Annotated in this window: 23 protein-coding genes; 13 read left to right on the top strand and 10 right to left on the bottom strand. The window is 43.3% G+C overall.

The window, feature by feature from the left end:
* Window positions 1–126 precede the first annotated feature (126 nt).
* The 3 genes from P255_RS09865 (at window position 127) to P255_RS09855 (ending at window position 4,278) form a co-directional block, all read left to right on the top strand.
* Window positions 127–2,604 (top strand): heavy metal translocating P-type ATPase, encoded by a 2,478-nt coding sequence (locus P255_RS09865; RefSeq protein WP_004899717.1) that lies wholly within the window; start codon window positions 127–129, stop codon window positions 2,602–2,604.
* Window positions 2,601–2,999, top strand: a complete 399-nt coding sequence (gene cueR, locus P255_RS09860) for a Cu(I)-responsive transcriptional regulator (RefSeq protein WP_004899722.1) — start codon at window positions 2,601–2,603, stop codon at window positions 2,997–2,999. The genes P255_RS09865 and cueR overlap by 4 nt, the downstream gene beginning before the upstream one ends.
* Window positions 3,000–3,078: 79 nt before the next feature.
* On the top strand, window positions 3,079–4,278 hold the full coding sequence (locus P255_RS09855) for an amino acid aminotransferase (RefSeq protein ID WP_004899725.1): 1,200 nt from the start codon (window positions 3,079–3,081) through the stop codon (window positions 4,276–4,278).
* A gap of 181 nt (window positions 4,279–4,459) precedes the next feature.
* On the opposite strand, the gene P255_RS09850 is transcribed toward P255_RS09855, so the two are convergent.
* Complete coding sequence (locus P255_RS09850; RefSeq protein WP_004899727.1) at window positions 4,460–5,638, bottom strand: YbfB/YjiJ family MFS transporter; 1,179 nt, start codon at window positions 5,636–5,638, stop codon at window positions 4,460–4,462.
* Window positions 5,639–5,825: 187 nt separating this feature from the next.
* Between P255_RS09850 and P255_RS09845 the strand changes: the two genes are divergently transcribed.
* Window positions 5,826–6,404, top strand: coding sequence for a DJ-1/PfpI family protein (locus P255_RS09845; RefSeq protein ID WP_004899730.1), 579 nt, complete (start codon window positions 5,826–5,828; stop codon window positions 6,402–6,404).
* Between the two features lie 86 nt (window positions 6,405–6,490).
* Here the strand turns inward: P255_RS09845 and P255_RS09840 are convergent, their stop codons facing one another.
* On the bottom strand, window positions 6,491–7,156 hold the full coding sequence (locus P255_RS09840; RefSeq protein WP_004899732.1) for a YajG family lipoprotein: 666 nt from the start codon (window positions 7,154–7,156) through the stop codon (window positions 6,491–6,493).
* Between the two features lie 154 nt (window positions 7,157–7,310).
* Window positions 7,311–8,216, bottom strand: coding sequence for a lipid A hydroxylase LpxO (gene lpxO / locus P255_RS09835; RefSeq protein WP_004899734.1), 906 nt, complete (start codon window positions 8,214–8,216; stop codon window positions 7,311–7,313).
* A gap of 489 nt (window positions 8,217–8,705) precedes the next feature.
* On the opposite strand from lpxO, the gene sbmA reads away from it, so the two are divergent.
* Window positions 8,706–9,902, top strand: coding sequence for a peptide antibiotic transporter SbmA (sbmA, locus tag P255_RS09825; protein ID WP_004899735.1), 1,197 nt, complete (start codon window positions 8,706–8,708; stop codon window positions 9,900–9,902).
* Between the two features lie 139 nt (window positions 9,903–10,041).
* Here the strand turns inward: sbmA and P255_RS15495 are convergent, their stop codons facing one another.
* The 3 genes from P255_RS15495 to P255_RS09815 form a co-directional block, all read right to left on the bottom strand.
* A complete protein-coding gene (locus tag P255_RS15495; protein WP_004899736.1) occupies window positions 10,042–10,185 on the bottom strand; it encodes a hypothetical protein in 144 nt (47 codons plus the stop codon).
* Window positions 10,186–10,278: 93 nt separating this feature from the next.
* A complete protein-coding gene (locus tag P255_RS09820) occupies window positions 10,279–10,800 on the bottom strand; it encodes a chromate transporter (protein WP_004899737.1) in 522 nt (173 codons plus the stop codon).
* The gene (locus P255_RS09815; RefSeq protein WP_004899739.1) at window positions 10,797–11,351 is read right to left on the bottom strand and encodes a chromate transporter; all 555 of its coding nucleotides are present in this window, start codon (window positions 11,349–11,351) and stop codon (window positions 10,797–10,799) included. Before P255_RS09815 ends, P255_RS09820 begins: the two co-directional genes overlap by 4 nt.
* 101 nt (window positions 11,352–11,452) lie before the next feature.
* On the opposite strand from P255_RS09815, the gene P255_RS09810 reads away from it, so the two are divergent.
* Entirely contained in the window at window positions 11,453–12,367 is a 915-nt protein-coding gene (locus P255_RS09810; protein WP_004899741.1) for a LysR family transcriptional regulator, read from the top strand.
* Between the two features lie 50 nt (window positions 12,368–12,417).
* Window positions 12,418–12,924 carry a hypothetical protein gene (locus tag P255_RS09805; RefSeq protein WP_004899743.1) on the top strand — a complete coding sequence of 169 codons (507 nt, stop codon included), beginning with the start codon at window positions 12,418–12,420 and terminating at the stop codon, window positions 12,922–12,924.
* A 258-nt stretch (window positions 12,925–13,182) separates the two neighbouring features.
* On the opposite strand, the gene P255_RS09800 is transcribed toward P255_RS09805, so the two are convergent.
* From P255_RS09800 to gatC, 4 genes are all read right to left on the bottom strand, one after another.
* Window positions 13,183–13,896: a hypothetical protein gene (locus P255_RS09800; protein ID WP_004899746.1), complete on the bottom strand. Its 714-nt coding sequence runs from the start codon at window positions 13,894–13,896 to the stop codon at window positions 13,183–13,185.
* Window positions 13,897–14,035: 139 nt separating this feature from the next.
* On the bottom strand, window positions 14,036–15,511 hold the full coding sequence (gene gatB / locus P255_RS09795; protein ID WP_004899748.1) for an Asp-tRNA(Asn)/Glu-tRNA(Gln) amidotransferase subunit GatB: 1,476 nt from the start codon (window positions 15,509–15,511) through the stop codon (window positions 14,036–14,038).
* On the bottom strand, window positions 15,511–16,989 hold the full coding sequence (gene gatA, locus P255_RS09790; RefSeq protein ID WP_004899749.1) for an Asp-tRNA(Asn)/Glu-tRNA(Gln) amidotransferase subunit GatA: 1,479 nt from the start codon (window positions 16,987–16,989) through the stop codon (window positions 15,511–15,513). The genes gatB and gatA overlap by 1 nt, the downstream gene beginning before the upstream one ends.
* A 92-nt stretch (window positions 16,990–17,081) precedes the next feature.
* Window positions 17,082–17,393 (bottom strand): Asp-tRNA(Asn)/Glu-tRNA(Gln) amidotransferase subunit GatC, encoded by a 312-nt coding sequence (gene gatC, locus P255_RS09785; RefSeq protein ID WP_004750883.1) that lies wholly within the window; start codon window positions 17,391–17,393, stop codon window positions 17,082–17,084.
* A gap of 131 nt (window positions 17,394–17,524) precedes the next feature.
* On the opposite strand from gatC, the gene P255_RS09780 reads away from it, so the two are divergent.
* The 6 genes from P255_RS09780 (at window position 17,525) to P255_RS09755 (ending at window position 22,280) form a co-directional block, all read left to right on the top strand.
* On the top strand, window positions 17,525–18,571 hold the full coding sequence (locus P255_RS09780) for a rod shape-determining protein (RefSeq protein WP_004899752.1): 1,047 nt from the start codon (window positions 17,525–17,527) through the stop codon (window positions 18,569–18,571).
* Window positions 18,572–18,585: 14 nt separating this feature from the next.
* Window positions 18,586–19,443 (top strand): rod shape-determining protein MreC, encoded by an 858-nt coding sequence (gene mreC / locus P255_RS09775; protein WP_004899756.1) that lies wholly within the window; start codon window positions 18,586–18,588, stop codon window positions 19,441–19,443.
* Window positions 19,430–19,921 (top strand): rod shape-determining protein MreD, encoded by a 492-nt coding sequence (gene mreD / locus P255_RS09770; RefSeq protein WP_004899758.1) that lies wholly within the window; start codon window positions 19,430–19,432, stop codon window positions 19,919–19,921. The genes mreC and mreD overlap by 14 nt, the downstream gene beginning before the upstream one ends.
* Complete coding sequence (locus tag P255_RS09765) at window positions 19,909–20,475, top strand: Maf family nucleotide pyrophosphatase (RefSeq protein WP_004899761.1); 567 nt, start codon at window positions 19,909–19,911, stop codon at window positions 20,473–20,475. The genes mreD and P255_RS09765 overlap by 13 nt, the downstream gene beginning before the upstream one ends.
* Window positions 20,476–20,513: 38 nt before the next feature.
* Complete coding sequence (gene rng, locus P255_RS09760) at window positions 20,514–21,968, top strand: ribonuclease G (RefSeq protein ID WP_004899763.1); 1,455 nt, start codon at window positions 20,514–20,516, stop codon at window positions 21,966–21,968.
* A 132-nt stretch (window positions 21,969–22,100) separates the two neighbouring features.
* Window positions 22,101–22,280, top strand: coding sequence for a PA1571 family protein (locus P255_RS09755; RefSeq protein ID WP_004899765.1), 180 nt, complete (start codon window positions 22,101–22,103; stop codon window positions 22,278–22,280).
* The last annotated feature ends 37 nt before the right edge of the window (window positions 22,281–22,317 follow it).

Here is a 22,317-nt window from a genome sequence, read left to right as displayed (position 1 = left end):
TTTAAATCAGAATATTTTAAATCTGTATCTTGACCTTACCCTTATGTCAAGGTTTAAGCTGAACACTATAAACGATCATCAACAGAACTGTAGAAGCACTGCTTGGTTGCGGTACAAGGAGGCGACATGAGCCAGTCACAACATCCTTATCATCAAACGCTTGAGATTGAGGGCATGACGTGTGCCTCATGTGTCGGGCGGGTCGAGAAAGCATTAAAAAAAGTGGATGGTGTCGCAGAGGTTGCAGTCAATCTTGCCACCGAAAAAGCCGTGATTCAGAGTGATGTGATTGTACCGCGTGAAGCTTTAGTGCATGCGGTAGAGCGTGCAGGCTATGAGGTTCGTACTCAACCTGAGCAAGTATTTGAGCTGAATATTCAGGGGATGACCTGTGCTTCCTGTGTCGGTCGGGTAGAAAAGGCCCTGAAAAAAGTGGAGGGGGTGAGTGACGCCACCGTCAATCTGGCTACTGAAAAAGCCCTTGTCCATGCTCATTTAGCCGATGCGAGTGCATTACTGGCAGCCGTACATAAAGCAGGCTATGAAGCACAACTCCAACCACAACAAGTATTACAACCCACCAATGAATTGAGCGAACGCCGTGAACAGGAAGCCAGTCAGTTAAAGCGTGACTTATTGATTTCAGCTTGTTTAAGCCTGCCTGTGTTTATTCTGGAAATGGGTGGGCATTTGATTCCAGCGTTTCATCATTGGGTGATGCAGCACATCGGCATGCAAAATAGTTGGTGGCTGCAATTTGTCTTGACCACGTTAGTACTAATTTTCCCGGGGCGGCGTTTTTATCAAAAAGGTATTCCTGCCTTACTGCGTTTTGCCCCCGATATGAACTCGCTGGTTGCGGTGGGAACGCTGGCAGCCTATGGATTTTCCTGTGTCGCGACCTTTATTCCAACGTGGCTACCTGAGAACAATGTCAATGTGTACTTTGAATCGGCTGCGGTGATTGTGACCTTGATTTTGCTTGGTCGTTATTTGGAAGCCAAAGCCAAAGGACGGACTTCACAGGCCATTCAGCACTTACTCGGCTTACAGCCAAAAACTGCACACATTATTGTCAATGGACAAGTGCAAGAGGTCGAAATTGCTCAAGTGCAACTTGGGATGCAACTCTTGATTCAACCGGGGGAGAAAATCCCTGTCGATGCAACAGTGATCGAAGGTCAAAGTTTTGTCGATGAATCCATGATCACGGGCGAGCCGATTCCCGTAGCGAAAAATGTCGGCATGACTGTGGTGGCAGGTACGATTAACCAGCAAGGTTCGCTGACCATTCAAGCGACTGCCGTTGGTGCAAATACCGTGCTGTCACAAATCATTCGTATGGTCGAACAGGCTCAAGGTTCCAAATTACCGATTCAGGCTTTGGTGGATCGTGTCACCATGTGGTTTGTGCCTGTGGTGATGAGTCTGGCACTCCTGACCTTTGTTGTGTGGTTTTTCTTTGGCCCTGAACCTGCGCTAAGCTTGAGTCTGGTCAATGCTGTGGCTGTACTGATTATTGCATGCCCATGCGCAATGGGACTGGCAACACCAACCTCGATCATGGTCAGTACGGGACGTGGTGCGGAACTGGGAATATTGTTTAAACAAGGGCAAGCCTTGCAGCAATTGCAGGAAACCCAGATTATCGCTGTCGATAAAACAGGCACAGTGACCGAAGGCAAACCGACACTGACCGATTTTGTAGCGCTTGATCCAGATCAGACTCAACACATCTTACAGGTGGTAGCTTCGGTTGAAGCCAAATCAGAACACCCAATTGCAGTGGCGATTGTGCAACATGCGCAGCAGCAAGGACTAGCGTTGTTAGCTGTTGAACAGTTTCAGGCGTTGACGGGTTATGGCGTTGAAGCAACCGTCAATCAGCAGCAGATTCATTTGGGTGCAGCACGTTTAATGCAGCAGTTGGGCTTAGATGTCGAGGTATTTTCCGAGCAGGTACAGCAGTTGGCAGAACAGGGTAAAACCCCAATTTATGCCGCGATTGATCATAAGCTGGTTGCCATATTGGTGGTGTCTGACCCGATTAAACCGACCAGTTACACCGCGATTCAGAATTTGCATCAATTAGGTTTAAAAGTTGCCATGATTACTGGCGATCATCATGTGACAGCGCAGGCGATTGCCAAGCAGTTGGGCATTGATGAAGTGATTGCTGAAGTGTTGCCAGAAGGTAAGGTCAACGCCGTGCAGGCTTTGCAGCAGAAATATGGCAAATTGGCTTTTGTCGGAGACGGTATTAATGATGCACCTGCTTTGGCAGCAGCCGATATCGGTATTGCCGTGGGAACAGGAACGGATGTTGCGATTGAATCTGCCGATGTGGTGCTGATGTCTGGCAATCTGCAAGGGGTGAGTAATGCGATTGCCCTGAGTCAAGCTACCATTCGCAATATTCGCCAAAACCTGTTTTGGGCATTTGTCTATAATGCAGCGCTGATTCCTGTGGCAGCAGGGGTATTGTACCCAACCTATGGCATTTTACTGTCACCCATGTTTGCAGCCTTTGCCATGGGCATGTCTTCCGTGTTTGTACTGGGGAATGCCTTGCGTTTGAAACGCTTTCGGGGAGTTTTTGCATGAACATTGGGCAAGTTGCCAAACAGACAGGGCTGTCGAGCAAGATGATTCGCTATTACGAAGAAGTTGGGCTGCTGCCCAATATTCAACGTACCAGTGCAGGTTATCGAGTTTATACCGCGCAAGATCTTCAAGCCCTGCGTTTTATTCGCCATGCCCGAACACTGGATTTTTCAGTGGAGCAAATCAAGGAATTACTCAGTTTATGGCGCAATCAGTCGCGACAGAGTGCTGAAGTCAAACAGTTGGCACTGGCACATATTCAGCAGTTACAGCAGCGTATTGCGGCATTGCAAAACATGGTTGAAATTTTGCAGCACACCGCAGATTGCTGTGCGGGGAATGAAACTGCAGATTGCCCGATTCTTGAACAGATCGAACATGGACAAAAGGATTGAATGGTTGGCTAAAAAATCAGCGCCAAAATGGTGCGATCTGTGTTTATAATGCTAAGGCAACCATCAGGATAGATAGTCTATGTTTCAGCATGTTGAGCCTTATGCAGGCGACCCGATTTTAACTTTAATGGAAAAATTCCAAAAAGACGAACGCAACAATAAAGTCAATTTAAGTATTGGTTTGTATTACACCGAAGAAGGGATTGTGCCGCAGTTAAATGCTGTGAAACAAGCTGCACTGCGCACCAATCAAGACGTGGATAAAGCCAAACTGTATTTGCCAATGTCAGGCTTGAAATCTTACTGTGATATTACCCAAGAATTGTTATTGGGTGCAGATAGCCAAGCGCGTGCAGAACAGCGTGCGGTGACCATTCAGACTTTGGGTGGTTCAGGTGCATTGAAAGTCGGTGCAGACTTCCTGCATAAATATTTCCCAAACTCTAAAGTCTGGGTGAGCCGCCCAACATGGGAAAACCACATTGCGATTTTCCAGGGTTCAGGCTTTGAAGTTGCAGAGTATCCATACTTCGATGCCAACACTAACGGTGTGGCATTCGACGACATGCTGGCGTGCTTAAAACAAATTCCAGAGCAAGACGTTGTATTGTTGCACCCTTGCTGTCATAACCCGACAGGTGCAGATTTAACTTCTGAGCAATGGGATCAAGTGATCGCCGTATTACTTGAACGCAACCTGATTCCATTTTTAGATATTGCGTATCAAGGCTTTGCAGAAGATCTCGATAAAGATGCCTATGCAATTCGTGCGTTAGACCGCGCAGGTGCAAAATTCTTGCTTAGCAACTCATTCTCAAAAATCTTCTCGTTGTATGGCGAGCGTATTGGTGGGTTGACTGCAATTTGTGAATCAACTGAGTCGGCTGAACATGTTTTGGGTCAGTTCAAAGCGACTGTTCGTAAAATCTACTCAAGCCCACCAACAACAGGTGCGGTTTTGGTCGATACTGTATTACGTGATGATGCACTACGTTTGGACTGGCAAGAAGAATTGCAAGAAATGTGTGACCGCATCACCAAAATGCGTACCATCTTGCGTGATGAGTTAACCCAACGTGTACCAGGTCGTGACTTTAGCTACTTGGTGAAACAACGCGGTATGTTCAGCTATACAGGCTTAACGGGCGAGCAAGCTGACATTTTACGTGACGAATTTGCAATTTATTTGCTACGCAGCGGTCGTATCTGTGTGGCAGGTTTGAACCAGAAAAATGTGTATTACGTTGCTGAATCAATTGCGAAAGTTTTGACACGTTAATCTGTGTAAAAACCAAAAAAACATTAATTTATGATGCCAATCAGTTGGAAAATTGATTGGCATTTCTCATATTTAAGATGGCAAATGTGGCATGGAAATATCATTCGAAACTGTTTGAGGCAGCGCGATCTTTAAAATAGGCTTTAATTAATCAAACTGCTGTTTTGTATATCTAATATTGTTAAATCGCTATTTTCTTTGGGGTACGCCATGTCCAAAACAGCCCCCAAATAAAAGCCAATAAACCTACTGCAAAACTTTGTTGCAATGAACCGCCATGTTCAATCCAGAGTTTTGCTAACCACGGGCCAAATAACTGCGCGCCTGCATAAATGGTAATCATAGCTGCGGAAAGTTTCGGTCCTTGATGTGGCTGGAAAAAACGCGCCAAACGCTGGGTACACATGACTGACCCAAGAAACCCAGCACCGACAAAGACCGCACAGCCTAAAACACCCCAAATATTTGGCATAAGTAAAATCAGTAACACGCCGAGTGCTTGTATCCAGTATGAACCGAGCAATGCCTGACGATCTCCCCAACGCGCACCGACACTGTTCCAGATGGGAATAAATACCGAACAGGACAGCGAGGTTATCAGCCAGACATTTTTCACCAAAAAGGTATGCTCACCACCTACCTGATGCGCCAATGCTGGCAAAAAGGTCATCGGTAAAATATAGCCCAAACCTGCACCAATATAAGAAATAAACAGGGGTGTACTGTTGGTATCAAACAGTTTTTGGCTTGCATGTGCTGTTTTAACTTTCGGATGAATCTGGATTTTTGAGATTTGATACAGGCTAAATATCAGCAGGGGAATGCAAGCGATGGCAATCGGTAACCAGCGCCATTGCCCCGTAAAAAACGGAGCTGTCCAGTCCACCAAAATACCGCTGACGATTAATCCCAAACCTACACCAAAGTACACGAGACCACTTAAACGCGTCAGTTGATGTTCACTGAGCCATTCCAAAATCAGGGCAGGCGCAAGCACAAACACCAAGCCATTACTCATGCCATTGGCAAGGCGTAGCAATAACAACGGTGTGTAAGCGGAGGTCAAACATTGCAGTATGGTGAGTGTGGCATTGATCACTAAACCAAAGCAGACATAACGTTTCAGTCGATCAGGTCGGTTTAAATAGACCGCCATTAATGCCCCGATCAAATAACCCAGATAATTACTGGTTGCGAGGTCTGCACCCTGATTAATACTGATGAGATGATCCTGAATGAAATAAGGCAATAGCGGGGTAAAGGCAAAACGCCCAATAGCATGCACGAGCATTAAACTGCTAATCCCTGCAGCAATATAACCATAAGCCTGAAAACGCAGTGAATGCTCTACAGATGCCATTGCTTATCCCTCAGCATTTATGTGATTTTTCCTATTTTTTATAGCATACGGTAAATAACTCGGGAAAAGAACCAGTATGAAAAATGGACAGGATCAACATTACATAAAGATATACAGGCAAAAATCCATTTTTCAGTGCAGTATGCTATTGTCTAAAAAATCATCCAAAAACAACACGGAGAATAATATGAGCAAGCAGCTACTCATGCTCGTTGGCGATTATGCAGAAGATTATGAAACCATGGTGCCTTTTCAGTTTTTGATAGGACTTGGTTATGTGGTGCATGCCGTTTGCCCAGATAAAAAATCAGGAGATCATATCGCGACCGCGATTCATGACTTTGAAGGTGAGCAGACTTATAGTGAAAAACGTGGGCATAATTTTGCCATTAACTATGACTTCGATGCAGTCAATCCTGAAGACTATGTTGGTTTAGTCATTCCAGGTGGACGTGCGCCTGAATACTTACGCATGAACGCACGTGTGGTAGAAATTGTACAAGCATTTGATGCTGCGCAAAAACCGATTGCAGCGGTCTGTCATGGGGCACAGTTATTGGCTGCTGCGAATGTATTGCAAGGTAAAACCTGTTCTGCGTATCCAGCCTGTTCTGTAGAAGTCAAACTTGCAGGTGGAACCTATGCCGATATTGCAGTGACAGACGCCGTAACCGATGGGCACTTGGTGACTGCACCTGCATGGCCTGCACATCCTGCTTGGTTGGCGCAATTTGTGAAGTTGCTTGGTGCTGAAATTCGGATTTAAAAGCGATCTTGAAAAAGATCAGATTGGAAAAACAGGCTGCATTGCAGCCTGTTTTTTGTCGTAACACATTGTCATTCTATTTTAAGTTAAGGTTGTTGTTTTTTTAGCTCACGAATCAATTGGGCTTCATAATCATCTAGAACCTGATTGATGTTGGCAATCCATTTGCTGCGATTGGCAATTTGGCCAGAATTAGTCACTTTGCTATAAATATGAATGGGTTGAGAAGAAGTTTTATTGTTGATCACATCACTGTCAATTTCAGAGTGAATTTTAATCGAGGTAAAACCTGGTTGAAACCAAGACCAGAACTTATTAATTTTTACAGTAAGAACCAAGTTTGCAGTGGCTTTATTGGCATCGGTATTTGGGACGACCTGATAACCTGATTGGGTTAAGGCACGTTCTACGCGCTGTTGTATAACCTGAGTCACACTACCATCTTGCAATAAAATATCGCCTAAAGCATGCCCGTAACCATTGCGCTTACGTGCGACTGCACGGGCTTTTTCATCTTGAGTTGCTTGTGCCAGACCACCTTTTAATGACGGAATATCTGGGGTTTTCGGGGCTTCCTGAAAAATACGGTCATCTTCAACCAGTGCAATCACGGCGGTATGTTGATTTCTTTGTTGTGGCGTTGTGACTGGAAGGGGTGTTGTTGCTGGCAGTTGAATTAGTCCTCGTGACGTAGCACAGCCAGTGAGCGTTACAGATAAGAGTAAAGTCAAATTTAAAAATATTTTTTGCATAATGATTTTTCCATTGTTATTAAAATTGTATATTAATTCATCATAATATATCTAAAGTGATCTATGAAACACGTTTGATGCGTTATTTTTATGAAAATTAAGCATAAAAAAACCGCATCTTTCAATGCGGTTGAAATTTATGTATTTTAAATACTTACAATAAACTTGGTAATAAAATGGCACCAATAATCACTAAAAACAAAATCCATTTGATTAAATAATACATACGACGGTTTTTAGCTTTTAGCTCGCGGCCTTTGGCATGAATCGCATAAAAATATTTAAAAATACGGTTAATAAAGCCTGTCTGGTCTTGTGCATCGTTGGGTGATGCTGATGCCGACATCACATTGCGACCAAACCAGTGATTGAAGTTTTGTGCCCATTGCCATTTCATTGGACGTTCAATGTCACAAAACAAAATAATACGGGTTTGCTCTGCCTTGTTTTGTGCCCAGTGGACATAGGTTTCATCAAATACAGTCGCTTCACCATCGCGCCAGCTATAACGCTCCTGATCAACTTCAATAAAACACTCATCACTATTGGGTGTGCTTAACCCCAAATGATAACGTACTGAACCTGCATAGGGGTCACGGTGTTTACCCAAGTAGCTGCCTGAAGGTAATTCGGCAAACATGGCGGCTTTGACGGATGGAATTTTCTCTAAGATTGCGACGGTTTTGGGGCAAAGTTGTTGAGCTGAAGGATGACTGTCCTGATACCATTTTAGGTAAAAACGCTTCCAGCCACGTTTAAAGAAAGTATTAAAACCTGCATCATTGTTACTTGAAGCTGCTTTAATTTGGCTTTGTAATGCAATGGCTTCGTCACGAATGATCTGCCAGTTATCCTGTAGCGGTTTCAGCTCAGGGAAATCTTCAACTGGATAAAACGGCTGGGCAGGCAAACGGGAAAAACCCGTCATAAACATATTGACTGGACCTAAGAAGGTTGAATGATCAAATAGTTGGCGTGACAGCTTTAGGCGCTCTTTCCCCCGAAAATAGGTATAGAGCAAGCTAATCACAAAAATCGTTACAATAATAATCGCGTACATAGAGAAGAATCACCACCATAATCACAATCAATGCAGATTGTATTTTAGTTCATTCTAGCAGAATCAGGTTGTTGGCGGATTTTAAACTGAATTCGTCAGAATCATCATCGATAAATTGTAAAAAAATAATCGATTTTTTAATTAAATGCAGCCATAAACTTGCAAAACAATGTCCTAAAAATGACACGGCATTTGCAGCAAGGTGAAGATATGTTGTGTTATAAAGCGACAAGTAAGAGACAGAATGACAAAAATGGATTTCATTTTTTAGGCTTATTTTTGATAGGCCATGCCAATCTGATATCACATCTGTATTTGATTTCTCATGGATAAATATGAACATATTTGTACTTTTTTGATTGAGGTTTACAAAAAATAAAAACATCATGCCTAAGCGTTACTTACACTGTTTTTGCAACAGGCCCTCAGCTTAAACAGTTATAATCAGCTCAGGCAGAATTTCAAAATTAGATGGAATATCCCCACAGCATGTTTAAATCGTTTTTTCCTGCACCACGTGCATTTTTTCTTTCAGTTGTCGCATGGCTGTCGTTTAACCTGATCTTGTGGTACGCAGGTGGAAAGTCGTGGGGCACTTTACTGGGCTGGGCACAAGGTTATGCAGAAGCACCGTCAGCGATTGGCGTGAGTCGTTTTTGGTCACCTGCATTTTTATGGTTTTATATCTGGTTCTTTGTTGCAACTGCCATTTTTGCAGGTTTTTGGCGTTTTTTCTCAGACAACAAATGGCAACGCTGGTCAGTCTGGGGATCAGCCCTCATTTTGTTTAATATCTGGTTTGGTGTGCAAGTCAGTGTCGCGGTCAATGCATGGTATGGTCCATTTTGGGACATGATCCAGAAAATGCTGGGAAGTGGCGGTGGCGACATTAAAGAGCTGTATATGGGGACATTAACGTTCTTATACATTGCCATGGTTGCGGTAACATTTGCAGTTTTGAACTCATTTTTGGTGAGTCATTATATTTTCCGTTGGCGTACTGCCATGAATGAATATTACAGCGAGCATTGGTTAAAATTACGCAATATAGAAGGTGCATCACAGCGGGTACAAGAAGATACCATGCGTTTTGCGACCACGATGGAAGATTTAGGTGTCCGCTTTGTCAAAGCGATTATGATTCTGATCGCGTTTTTACCGATTTTATTTCAGCTTTCAGCGCATGTTCCCGCATTGCCAATCATTGGTGAAATTAAACATTCTTTAGTATACGCAGCCGTGGTATGGGCGGCTTTTGGTACATTCCTGTTAATGTTTGTCGGTATTAAATTGCCTGGTTTAGAATTTAATAATCAAAGGGTTGAAGCCGCGTACCGTAAAGAACTGGTGTACGGTGAAGACTATATTGAACGTGCAGAGCCTGCGACACTCAGAGAGTTGTTCGGTCATGTCCGTAAAAACTATTTCCGTCTGTATTTTCACTACACTTACTTTAACTTGGTGAGTACGTGGTACATGCAGCTCGATGTCTTGTATAGCCTTGTGGTGCTATTTCCTTCGATTGCCGCAGGGAAAATGACGTTGGGTTTACTCAACCAGATTGGCAACGTGTTCGATAAAGTCCGTGAGTCATTTCAGTATTTGATTAGCTCATGGAAAACCATTATTGAACTACTGTCGATTTATAAGCGTTTAAAAGCGTTTGAGTCGATTTTGCATAAATAATTAAAAAGTTATCGTGAAAAAAAGCCAGTCAAGCAAAATATTGACTGGCTTTTTTTTTGGGAATCGGTGATTTGTAGTCAGTATATTTTTTAGTATTTTATAGAGGCTATGACCATCAATCAGATGCATTTGGCATGCGTTAAAGGTGAAATACTTCACCTAAAAAATGTGCGATCGGGCGAAAAATACCCATCACCAGATTGGGAAGAAACTCAAAACATATATCGACCAGAAGCTCTATCAAAGAGGATGGTCTATCTTTATCACGTTCTGACTCTTGCATAAATATCACCTAAATGATGCGTGAAGAATAAACAGTATTATCATTATCGTTTTTTTAAGGATGATAAATCATATTCATGAGTGTGACATAAACTTATAAAAAACACACGCCCAACACTGCACCCAGCAACATAATCCAAAGCGGATGCACTGTTTTAAATAAACCCAGTCCTGCTGTTGCCAAAATAATCACAGCCAATAAAAGATTTTGTGCTGATGCCGAACCAATCAGCCATGCACTGACCAAGACCAGTCCAACGGTCACAGGTTTTAGTGCTTTTTCAAAGCGTGAACGTAAAGGATGATCTTTGACTTGTCGCCAGAACTTGAGTGCATAAACCGTAATCACCGAAGATGGCGCAAACTTGGCAATCGAAGTCACCAGTAAACCTGCTGTCCCTGCAACATGCCAACCAATCAGAGGAACAATCATCATATTTGGGCCAGGCGCTGCTTGTGCCATTGCGAACAGGGCACTAAATTCTTCAGCAGTCAGCCAATGGTGGACATAAACCACCTGATACTGCATTTCAGGCAAAATTGCATTGCCACCGCCAAATGCCAGTAAGGATAATTCTGCAAATACCAATGCCAGTGACCATAACACCCAGATCATGCGCGTTTTGCTCCCAAACTTAAAACCCACATATTTAGACCCAGCAAAATCATCAGGGTAAATAACAACGGTATTTTCACCACGACCATGAGCATAAAGGTCAGCACAATACTGCTGGCCGTCAAATAACTTTTGGCAATCGGTTTAAGCATTTTTAAACCTGTGGAAAATAACAGGCCTGCTGCCGCTGCAGCCAAACCTTGAATCGCATGCTGTACGGCAGGCAAATTTTGAAACTGGCTATAAATCTGATAAATCAGCAAGACGATAATGGTCGGCGCACAGATTAAGCCTAAAATCGCACAGAGCGCACCCTTGACGCCATGAAACTCCATGCCAATCGCCACGGACATATTAATAATATTGCCACCTGGTAAAATCTGGCAGACCCCAAGCAGGTCGGTAAATTGAGCTGTACTTAACCAGCGGTTTTCTTCCACAATCATACGATGTGCAAGTGGCAGAACACCGCCAAAACCCATCAATCCCAATTTCAAGAAACCTAAAAACAATGCTTTGCATGTTGGTATGTTGAGTACTTGTTCGCTCACCAGATCACCTTAACCTGTCCCAAGATGTATATAGCATGCAGCGCTTATGCTATATTGACAAATGCTATTTTTACCTTAAACCATGCCTAAAAAGTATAGCAATGATTGAGATTCATAAACTTAATGCCTTTGTTGCCGTGGTTGAAGAAAGTAATATTTCTAAAGCCGCAAATCGTTTGTATATGCAGCAACCGCCTTTAACACGACTGATTAAAAGTCTGGAACAAGAACTCGGAACGGTATTGTTTAAACGCCTACCGCGTGGGGTAGAAGTGACTGAGGCAGGGCGGGTATTGTATCAAGAGGCTGTGAGTATCTTGGCGCATGCACAGGCGATTCCCAAACGGGTGCACAATATCGCACAGGGTCTGGAAGGACAGCTTCATATTGGATTTACCCACTCAGTGGGTTTGCATCCTTTTTTGCCCACGTTACTTCGCCAGTTTCGCGAACAGTTTCCTAAAGTCACGATTCAGCTAGAAGAAGAAAGTAGTCGGGATTTGATTGATGCTGTCCTCAATGAAAAACTGGATCTCATTTTTTTGCGTAAGCCCGCGCCACTTCGTGCCGAGTTGCAGAGTGTGCATGTGCTGGATGAGCCATTAATTGTGGCGCTGCCGAGTAATCATCCTCTGGCAGAAAAAAGTGGCGCAATTCGCTTGCTCGATTTAGAACCCTATGAGTTTGTCTTATATCGGCGACTGGCAGGACAGGATTTATTCGATAATATTTTAGCGCATTGTTATCAGGCCGGGTTTAGCCCCAATATTGTTCAGGAAGCGCCACGTTTAACCTCGAGCCTAAATCTGATTGCCGCAGGCATTGGTGTGTCGATTGTTCCTGCTTCAATTCAGGATTTCTGGAATAAACAAATTGTATATAAGACGCTTAAAGCCGAGTCGCCGTGTATTGCCCCGATTTATGCGGTGTATCGGTCAGATGCAAATGTTCGGGTACAGCATGTGCTGAAATTGCTGGCGGCACCTGCCAGATCGATACAGAGTCATAACACCTAAGCATCATGTCGTATGCTAAAAAGAAGCCAATGACTGAATGGAGTTTTAGAATGTCCACACAACGTAAACATGTATCTTTGAGTCGAGCACTTTTGATGGCAGTCGCTGTCTTTGGCACTACCCAAGTCACGATGGCAAGCCCAACCGTTGATCGGCTTAGTGATTGCTTGATGAAATCGACCACTGCAACCGATAAAACCGCAGTGTTGCAGTGGACGTTTGTGTCTTTATCGAACCATCCCGATTTAAAACAGTTTAGTCATGTGACAGACGAGCAAAAAACTGCACTGGATAAAAACGTGGCGCAGGTATTACAGCGCATTTTGGTTGATCAATGTTCAACTCAGACCAAAGCCGTGATTCAGGCGGAAGGCGTGCAAGCGGTCGGAGAGAGTTTTCAGCAATTGGGACAGATTACGGGTGAGGAAATTATTAAAAACCCTGAGGTGAAGCAGCAATTGAATGGTTTGTTGCGTTATGTGGATATGAATAAGTTGGTAGTGACATTTTTGACGCCTGATATTTGGAATCAGTTGGGTGTGATTCGAGGGAAGTAACCTCTCCCTAACCCTCTCCTAAAGGAGAGGGGATATTCATTATTAAATTGATTACGACATTTAATTTGTAATGAAAGCTCCTTCTCCCACTGGGATGAGAAGCACTGCTTCGCAAGGGGGGATGAGGGTATTTAGAAGTCACGCATAAAAAAGGATTTGCCCTAAATCTTTGAGTTTTATGATAGATGATATTTTTGGAGCTTTTATTGTAAAACTTATGTAATAAAAAGGTGCTTTTTAAAGCACCTTTTTATTTGATTACTTAAAATCATTTCTAACTTTTTCGAATCCTTCACGGAGTAGACTCATACCTATTTGATTGTTAATAGTAGCAGGATCAGTCTTATGGTAAGTTTCCGTACTAGCACTAAAATTTTTCCCATTAGCAACATCACTACCCAAGAAAGCCCGAGTTTCTTGTATCTCTTGTTGCATACCCGTTAACTGCATTTTTAGAGTTTGTGACATAGGGTGTAATTCCAAATTATGAATAGTGTCGTTACGAATACTGCAATACTTTACTTCACCATCTGTATACTTATCGTGTTTGATAGCTTCTAAGACAGCGACAACAGCGTTTGGACATTCTTCTATTATATTACTAGTGAATTGGCTTCCGCTACCGATTACTGTCGGAATTTGCGTAATATTTTCTATACTAACTTCAGAAGACCCTATAATTTTTGATAATTTTAAGCAAGAGCCATTTACATAAATCATCGCAATAAAGTCTCTATTTGTTCTTTCTTGAATTTGTATTGGAAAATCAAACTTATCTGTTTGACCCGAAACGAATTGGAAAGCCATTTCACAGAAATCAATCATACAATTTAAGCAACCAGCCATGCCAATAACAATTGATCCGATTCTTTTTACTTTTCGAAAAGGAATAGATAGGTTAACTACTCCATCTTGATCAGTAAAAGCAATGTCAGAGGCTATAAAATGTGTATCATAAGCTGTTGTTGTCACAAAGAAATTCCGTATTTTTATTAGATTTGGATTTTCTCAGAGTTAGTTTTAATAGTCAATGATATACAAATTTCATTGACTAAGATAATTTTGAAAAAACCCGCTCTAAAGCGGGTTTTCTTTTTCAGAAAAGATCAGCTTAACCAATCAATTTCTTCATCAATTCATTTACTTGTGCAGGGTTAGCTTTGCCTTTTGCAGCTTTCATCACTTGACCGACAAGGCCGTTAAAGGCTTTCTCTTTACCAGACTTGTATTCTTCAACCATTTTTTCATTGGCTGCAAGCACATCTTTAATAATCGCTTCAATCGCACCTGTGTCAGTTTCCTGCTTCAAGCCTTTTTCAGCAATAATGGCATCGGCAGTTTTGCCTTCTTCCCACATAAAGCCAAACACTTGCTTCGCAATTTTGCCGTTAATGGTGTTGTCCACAATACGTGCAATCATGCCACCAAGTTGCTCAGCAGATACAGGAGAGTCAGCCAAGTCCAAGCCTGCTTTGTTTAACGCACCTGAGAATTCACCCATCACCCAGTTTGCAGACACTTTACCTTGAGCTGCACCACCTGCCGCTGCAACGACTGCCTCATAAAAGTCAGACATTTCACGAGAAAGTGTAAGGACATGCGCATCGTACTCAGTCACGCCAAAGTTAGCGACAAAACGTTCACGACGTGCCGCAGGTAACTCAGGCATGGTGGCTTTAATCGCTTCGATTTGCGCATCTGGAATAATCACAGGCAACAAGTCAGGGTCAGGGAAGTAGCGGTAATCGTTCGCTTCTTCTTTGGAACGCATTGAACGCGTTTCCATTTTCACAGGGTCGAACAAACGGGTTTCTTGATCAACTGTACCGTCCCATTCCAAGATTTCCATTTGGCGTTCAATTTCAACATTGATCGCTTGTTCAATGAAACGGAATGAGTTGAGGTTTTTCAATTCACAACGTGTACCAAACGGCTGACCTGGGCGACGTAAAGACACGTTACAGTCGGCACGGAACGAACCTTCTGCCATGTTACCGTCAGAAATACCGAGCCAACGCACTAAAGTGTGAATCGCTTTAATATAAGCAACCGCTTCTTCAACTGAACGCATGTCAGGTTCAGACACGATTTCAAGTAAAGGTGTGCCTGCACGGTTCAAGTCGATGCCTGACATGCCTTCAAACTGGTCATGAACAGATTTACCTGCATCTTCTTCAAGGTGGGCACGGGTCACGCCAATACGTTTTACGGTACCATCTTCAAGCTGAATGTCGATATGACCCAAGCCCACAATCGGGTTGTCCATCTGGCTAATCTGGTAGCCTTTTGGAGAGTCAGGGTAGAAATAGTTTTTACGGGCAAACACAGAGGCTTGGTCGATGTAAGCATCAATCCCCAAACCAAAACGGATCGCCAGATCAACCACTTCAGCATTCAAAACAGGCAAAACCCCTGGCATTGCCAAGTCAACTAGACTGGCTTGTGTGTTTGGATCTTGACCGAACTCAGTTGATGAACCTGAGAAGATTTTAGATTTGGTTGCAAGCTGAGTGTGAATCTCAATCCCGATCACCACTTCCCAACCATCAATCAGGTTTGATTTAGGCTTTTTTTGAGCTTGTGCCATTATGCATTCTCCTCAGCAATTGCCGCACGTTGGGTGTGGAAGTCGGTGTTTTGTTGGTATTGATGCACAATCGACAACAATTGAGATTCTGACCAGTAGTTACCAATCAACTGTAAGCCGACAGGCAAGTTGTGATCATCTAAACCTACAGGTGCGTTAATCGCTGGCAGACCCGCCAAGTTCACCGCAAGGGTGTACACGTCACCCAAATACATTTCTGTTGGGCTGAGATTCGCACCGATCTTATAGGCGGTGGTTGGTGCAGAAGGTGCAGCAATCACATCAACCTGTTCAAAGGCTTTCAGGAAGTCTTGCTGGATTAAACGACGAACTTTTTGTGCTTTGACATAGTACGCATCGTAATAACCTGCAGACAGTGCATAAGTACCAATCAAGATACGACGTTTAACTTCTTCGCCAAAACCTTCCGAACGAGAACGTTTGTACAAGTCCATCAAGTCCACAGGGTTTTCACAGCGGTAGCCATAACGCACGCCGTCATAACGTGACAAGTTTGAAGACGCTTCAGCAGGCGCGATTAGGTAATAGGTTGGCACATAAGCTTCAACCATATTCAGGTCAACTTCGACCAAAATTGCGCCCATGTCTTCAAGTTTCTTCAAAGACTCTTCAACACGTGCTTTAACGTCAGCGGCTAAACCTGCAACATTGAAGTACTGTTTAGGAATACCAATGCGTAAACCTTTTACAGATGTTGCATTCAGGTTGGCAACATAGTCATCAACTTCTTTATCTACAGAAGTTGAGTCTTTTGCGTCGTGACCTGCGATGACATTCATCAGGTAAGCACAGTCTTCAGCCGAACGAGCCATTGGACCTGCTTGGTCTAAAGATGAAGCGAACGCAATGATCCCGAAACGAGACACACGACCATAAGTCGGTTTTAAACCTGTTAAACCACAAAAAGATGCAGGTTGACGGATTGAACCACCTGTATCTGTTCCTGTGGCAAACGGTGCAAGGTCTGCTGCAACTACCGCTGCTGAACCACCTGAAGAACCACCTGGTACATAGTCCAAGTTCCACGGGTTTTTGGTTGCGCCGTAGTATGAACTTTCAGAGGTTGAACCCATCGCAAACTCGTCCATGTTCACTTTACCCAAAGTTACTAGACCTGCTGCTTTGGCTTTGGTCACGACAGTGGCATCGTAAGGTGAAATGAAGTTGTCGAGCATTTTTGAGCCTGCAGAAGTACGCACGCCTTGAGTACAGAAAATGTCTTTATGCGCAAGCGGAATCCCTGCAAGTGCAGTTGCATTGCCTGCTTTGATCGCGGCATCGGCAGCATCGGCTTGGCTAAGTGCAAGCTCAGGCGTTACGGTGACATAACTTTTGACCTGAGCGTCAATTTTTTCAATACGCTTTAAATAATGTTGTGTCAGTTCACGAGAGGAAAATTTGCCTTGTTGCAAACCTTCTGACAATTCGCGAATAGAGAGACGATGTAAATTAGTCATAATTTAAAATCTGGTCTAAAAAGTAGCACGATTTGGTTATTTCGTTGGAAAGTACGACAAAAGTGCGAGTATTTACAAAATGAAACAAAAGATTATTCGATCACACGTGGTACAAGATACAAGCCATCTTGGGTTGCAGGTGCAACAGCTTGATATTCTTCACGGTGGTTTGTTTCAGTGACCACATCAGGGCGTAAAGGTTGTGGATGGTCAAATGGGCTTTTTAATGGCTCAATACCAGTAGTATCAATGCCTTTTAAGGTTTCCATCATGCCTAAAATTTTATTTAGACTTTGTGCGTACTCTGCAGATTGCGTATCATTGAACGATAAACGTGCAAGATTGGCAATTTGCGATACGGTTTGAGCATTTAGATCTGAATGCTGAGCATCCGATGTAGACATAACATCACCTTGTCAGTATCAAAAAATTTCAAAATATCGTGCTATATGATAAGCGATTGACTTGTTCAAATCATCACATTTAGTTAAAGTTGCGACCTTGCGTCCACATTTGTAAAAACTGAGTACGACCCGTGATTTTAAAACGACTAATTGGCTTGTTTTCGCCAGATCTTGCGATTGATTTAGGTACAGCTAACACACTCATTTATGCACCAGGACGGGGCATTATCTTGAATGAACCGACGGTGGTGGCAATTCGCCACAGTGGTTCACAAAAAATTGTTGCAGCCGTTGGTCTAGATGCGAAACAAATGCTAGGTCGTACCCCTGCCAATATTTCTGCAATTCGTCCGATGAAAGATGGTGTGATTGCAGATTTTGAAGTCACCGAAACCATGTTAAACCAATTTATTGGTAAAGTGCATGAAAAACGTTTATTCCCACCAGCGCCGCGTGTTGTCGTCTGCGTGCCATGCAAATCAACACTGGTTGAACGCCGTGCGATTCGTGAGGCAGTTTACAATGCGGGTGCCCGTGATGTTCGCCTGATTGAAGAGCCTATGGCAGCAGCAATTGGTGCTGGTTTGCCAGTTGAGCAAGCATGTGGTTCGATGGTGGTCGATGTAGGTGGTGGTACGACAGAAATCGCCATCATTTCTTTACAAGGTTGTGTATACGCAGATTCTTTACGTATAGGTGGTGATGTCTTTGATGAACAGATCATTAATTATGTTCGTAAAGCACACGGCTGTGTGATTGGTGAAACGACTGCTGAACTCATTAAGAAAGAAGTGGGTATGGCTGTTGAAGATGAACACACCCAGAAACTTGAAATTGAAGTGCGTGGTCGTAATCTGGCAGAAGGCGTGCCTCGCTCAATTACCGTGACTTCTGAGGAAGTGATGCAAGCGATTGCAGACCCTCTACAAAGCATTGTAAGTGCGGTAAAATCTGCACTTGAGCAAACGCCTCCTGAACTTTCTTCAGACATTGCCGAACGTGGTATCGTCTTGACCGGTGGTGGTGCATTACTACGTAACTTGGATAAATTATTGGCACAAGAAACTGGTTTGCCAGTGGTTGTGGCTGAAGATCCTTTAACTTGCGTGACACGCGGTGGTGGAAAAGTCCTTGAGTTCTTTGATAACCCCAACCATGACATGCTTTTTGTAGGATAAAATAGGACAGGGCGGTGCAACCGAATATTTTTTCAAGACAACCGCCATCTTTTCGCTCATTTATTATTGCAGTCATTACGTGTTTGTTGGTGCTTTTCTTTGATTGGCGCATGCCTCATGTAGTGAAACCTGCGAGGGATGTCTTGTACGCAGCATATAATCCCATTTATGCGCTTGCAAGCTATCCAGTCATGTCGCGAGAGTGGCTGAATCAACAAACCAAGTCTGAAGAACAACTGCGTCGTGAAAATACTGCAATGCATGCCGAGTTGTTACAAGCGCAAGTACGTCTGCAAAAACTTTCTGAACTTTCAGCCGAAAACGCCCGTTTACGAGGTCTGCTCGACACGCCTTTAATTATTGATGGCCGTATGGAAATTGCTGAAGTTATTGGGACTGATGTAGATCCATTACGCCATATTATTGTGATTAACCGAGGTAAAGCTGACCGTCTTTATCAGGGACAAACAGTGTTGGATGACCACGGGATTATGGGACAGATTATTAATGTCTACCCACATAGTGCGCGTGTGCTCCTATTGTCTGATAAAGAAAGCTCTCTATCCATCCGGATTGAGCGCACAGGTATGCGTGCAATTGTGTCAGGTACAGGTGATTCTGGAATCTTGCAGATGCAATATGTTCCAACCAGTGCAGATCTTGTTGTTGGGGATCGTGTCTATAGTTCAGGTTTGGGCGAGCATTTCCCTGCAGGGTATCTGGTGGGTACAGTGTCGAAAATTCAGCGACATAATTCGGGGGAATTTGCCCAGATTGATGTCACTCCAGCAGGTCAACTCGCGGGCGGACATTATGTTGTCGTGCTGTTTTCTGACTCACTAGCAAAGGAGCAGCCTTATGCTAGTCGCTAATTATCGCCCTCAGAAACCTAGAGATCCGCTGATCTGGATTGTGATTTCGACAGTGTTGGCCTCTGTGCTGATGGTCTATCCATTGGCATATGATGCATCCGCATGGCGACCTTGTATCATGCTGTTGGTGATGCTGTTTTGGGTACTGTGTCAGCCAACATGGTGCGGCGTATGGTTCGCTTTTAGTCTGGGTATTTTTACCGACTTGCTGCTTGACGCACCGCTTGGTCAAAATGCGCTGATTTATGTCGTGATTACTTTTGCGGCACGTTACTTTATTCGTGAGCGTCGAGTTCTCACTTTTCTGAATTTATGGATTATTGCGATTCTTGCGATTTTAGCTTATGTCATTTTCGTTTGGGTGACACAGGTGATGGCGGGTATTAACTATCCTGTCATGCGCCGTTGGCCACCATTAATCAGCAGTGTTTTTGCTTGGCCTGTGTTATATTATTGCTTGAAAAAATGGCGCGCTTGATTTTAGCTTCAAGCTCACCACGTCGTCGTGAGCTGCTTTTACAGCTTGGTTTACAGTTTGAGGTCTTTAGCCCTGAAATTGATGAAAGCATCTTGGAAGGTGAGTTGGCCTCTGAGTATGTTGCACGGCTTGCACAAGCCAAGGCTCAAGCAGTATTAGGCAGGTTTCCAGATGCAACCGTGATTGCCGCTGATACCAGTTTGTCTGTCGATGATGAAATTATCGGGAAACCTGAGTCAAAAGCACATGCGTTTAGCATTTGGCAAAAACTGTCAGGACGTTGTCACGATGTATTGACTGGCGTTTGTGTTGCAAATGCTGAGCGAATTTTATATCAAGTGGTGCAGACTCAGGTTGAGTTTCAGCCACTTACGCCGAATGATATGGAAAGTTATTGGGCCACAGGCGAGCCTGTGGGGAAAGCAGGTGCTTATGCCATACAAGGGCAGGCAGCGCAGTATATTCCCCGTATTGTAGGCAGTTACACCAATGTGGTTGGATTGCCGTTGCATGAAACAATCAAGCTATTAAAAGCGGTTAATGCATCAAACTGATCGCTTTACAAGAATTCTTATAATGTTTTGAGTTTATTATGTCAGATGAATTGCTGATTAATGTCACGCCGATGGAATGCCGCGTCGCATTAATTGAAAATGGAACAGTCAATGAGCTTTTTGTCGAACGTACGGTAAAACGTGGTTTGGTTGGCAATATCTATAAAGGCAAAGTTGTGCGTGTACTTCCTGGTATGCAGGCTGCTTTTGTGGATATTGGTTTATCGAGAACCGCATTTTTACATATTAACGATATGGTCTGGTCACGTAACCAGCCAACGCCAAATGTTTTTGATCTCCTTCAACCTGGGCAAATCCTGACCGTTCAGGTGATGAAAGATATGCTGGGAACCAAAGGTGCACGTCTAAGTACCGATCTTTCAATTCCCTCGCGTTATTTGGTACTCATGCCGTTTGGTAATCATATCGGGGTTTCTCAGCGTATTGAATCAGAACAAGAGCGTGATCGCTTGCGGACACTGATTGAAAAAATCCAGAAAGAGCATCAATTACCAGGTAGTGTGATTGTGAGAACGGCTGCTGAAGGAATTGATGAAGCCTCCATTGCACAGGATATGAATTATCTTGCAAAACTTTGGGAATATATCCAGCGCAAGCAAAAAACTATTGCGGTGCCTTCCCTTATTTTTGAAGAGTTACCCTTACATCAGCGTATCGTACGTGATTTAGCATCTGAATCGACCAGCAAGATTTGCATTGATTCACGAGAAATTCACGCAAAACTCAAAGATTTTATTGATGAGTTTATGCCAGAAATGCAAAGCCGCCTGATTCATTATCCAGGTGAGCGTCCGCTATTTGATCTTTACAATGTTGAAGAAGACATTCAAAAAGCCTTGCAAACCCGTGTGGCCTTGAAGTCTGGTGGCTATCTGATGATTGATCAGACTGAAGCCATGACCACCATTGATGTCAATACAGGGTCTTATGTCGGTGGACGTAGCCTTGAAGACACTGTGTTTAAAACCAATATGGAAGCGACACAGGTGATTGCTCGCCAGTTACGCTTACGTAATTTGGGTGGCATTATTATTATTGACTTTATTGATATGCAAGAAGCAATGCATCGTGATGAAGTCATGAAGCAGTTTGAGCGCATGCTTGAGCGTGATCATGCCAAAACTAAAATTACACAGGTTTCCGAGCTTGGTCTTGTCGAAATGACGCGTAAGCGTACCCGTGAATCACTTGAACACTTGTTGTGTGAGTCATGTCCAACCTGTCAGGGGCGCGGTTTTGTAAAAACAGCAGAAACGGTATGCTATGAAATTTTCCGTGAAATTTTACGCTATGCACGTGCTTATCAATCTCAGGCAGGATTTATGGTGGTTGCCAACCCATTAGTGATTGACAGATTGTTAACTGCCGAAGCGCCAGCAGTGGCAGATTTAGAGCACTTTATTAACCGAGTAATCAAATTTCAGGTGGAAAACCTCTATACGCAAGAGCAATACGATATCATTCTTAGTTGATTTTGTAACAGAATTTCGCATAAGCCTTGTTACAACTCGCTGTTTACTTTCATTGAGCATTTCCCAATACTATAAACTTAAGTGAGTAGCCAAAGACCTTTAGTCAGTCTTAGCCAGATGGGGAATTGAAATATGCATATGCGAGAAGATAACAATTTGACAAATCATACTCAAACGAACAAAGAGCATCGTCCCGTTAAAAACGATTGTTATATGGTTGATGAACATGGTAAAGAAGTCCAGATCACCACGTCCATGGTACAAGATATTTGTATTAAGCTGCTTGAGCAATGTCGTACAGTTAAAAGTTAAAATAAAAGGGCGAATCATACGCCCTTTTATTTGTGTT

Source organism: Acinetobacter brisouii CIP 110357, assembly GCF_000488275.1.
Lineage (GTDB): Bacteria > Pseudomonadota > Gammaproteobacteria > Pseudomonadales > Moraxellaceae > Acinetobacter > Acinetobacter brisouii.
The sequence above is the reverse complement of the archived record's forward strand: the minus strand, read 5'-3'. Positions and strand labels throughout refer to the sequence as shown.